Origin of the sequence: Sphingobium indicum BiD32 (genome assembly GCF_000382885.1) — a bacterium.
Classification (GTDB): domain Bacteria; phylum Pseudomonadota; class Alphaproteobacteria; order Sphingomonadales; family Sphingomonadaceae; genus Sphingobium; species Sphingobium japonicum_C.
On the sequence record NZ_CAVK010000214.1, the window covers coordinates 1 to 1,243 of the forward strand.

Annotated in this window: 1 protein-coding gene and 2 pseudogenes; all 3 read left to right on the plus strand. The window is 59.7% G+C overall.

What is annotated here, in order from left to right; genetic code table 11:
- Nucleotides 1-182 (plus strand): annotated as a pseudogene (locus tag EBBID32_RS25030) (hypothetical protein); the annotation flags it as partial.
- A complete protein-coding gene (locus EBBID32_RS19665) occupies nucleotides 179-817 on the plus strand; it encodes a TetR/AcrR family transcriptional regulator (protein ID WP_006964773.1) in 639 nt (212 codons plus the stop codon). The pseudogene EBBID32_RS25030 and the gene EBBID32_RS19665, both read left to right, overlap by 4 nt.
- Before the next feature lie 180 nt (nucleotides 818-997).
- A pseudogene (locus EBBID32_RS25035) lies at nucleotides 998-1,243 on the plus strand (hypothetical protein); the annotation flags it as partial.

A 1,243-nucleotide genomic window follows, 5' to 3' on the forward strand; every position in this document is an offset into this window, starting at 1 on the left:
CGGGGCCCTCTTCATATCGTCAGGCTCGCATCACAGTGGCCTGCTTTTACTCCGCCCCGATGGCCTGGAATCTGATCGCCGTTGACATGAACGGCGAACTGATCAACGTCGATGGCGGTCAGCATCTGCCGGGTTATGTGAGCGTTCCTCACAATCTCTCGGAAATGGAGGCGCAAACATGAAACTGATGCCATGCAGCGACTGGAGCCAGCTGGTCTCTACGGATCAGACCGGCAGCATCCTCAAAATTCTGGACGGTACGATCCGCGCCATTTCGAGTCTCGGTGCCCGGCGGCTGTCGATGAGCGATATCAGCGATGCCAGCGGCGTTTCCCGCGGAACCCTGTATCGCTATTTCGGCTCCAAGGAAGAGGTGCTCGCGGCCGTCAGCGAATATGTGTGCAGCAGTTTTGAACGCGGCATTGCAGAAGCTGGCGTCGACCTGGCCGATCCGATCGAGCGATTTCACGCCATCATGCGCTTCTACGCGCATTTTACGATCGAGCGTGCGCCCGACGGCATTTTCGAGGTCGAGCCGGCTTTCCACCTCAACTTCCTGCGGTCCCATTTCGGTCGTCATAAAGCGGCCGTCCTGGGCGCGTTGGCGCCGGTGCTCGACTATTTCGACATGCTGACGGGGACGAAAATCCATCGCGATATTTTCGTCGATACACTGGTCAGGCTCCAACTTAGCACCCTCATCATACCGGGTACGCAGGATTGGATCGACATCTGGAACAGCGCCCCCGATCGACTCTGCGAATGGGCCTTGCAGATTGCAGGCCACCCGACCGAACCGAAGGAAAGGATAAATTGATGGCTACCGTAGCGAGCTGGATCCCGGAACGAAGGTCGGCTGGGCCGACAAGGCGGTTGCCGACCGCTTCGTTGAGAAGGCCCGTAGCCTGCGCGCATTTCTGCAAAGCGAAGCGCCAGCCGGCGAAAATCGGCGCAGCCCCACGCCAGCCGTCGACCAGATGTTGAAGGAGGAAGGTTTTTGCGCCTTCTGCTGCCGCAGCGTCTGGGCGGGTTTGGCCTTTCTCCGACCGACCTCTCCCGCGTCCAGATCGAAGTTGCAAAGGGCGATCCGTCGATCAGCTGGGTCGCGCAGATTCTGGTCGTGTCCCACGGGGTTCTCTTGTCTTATGACATTTCCGCCTGTTGGGGCATCATGAGATGCCCGCTCCGGGGTGGCCACCCCGGAGCGGGCGGAAGGGGATGGATTGAAGCGTCCCGGGTTTTC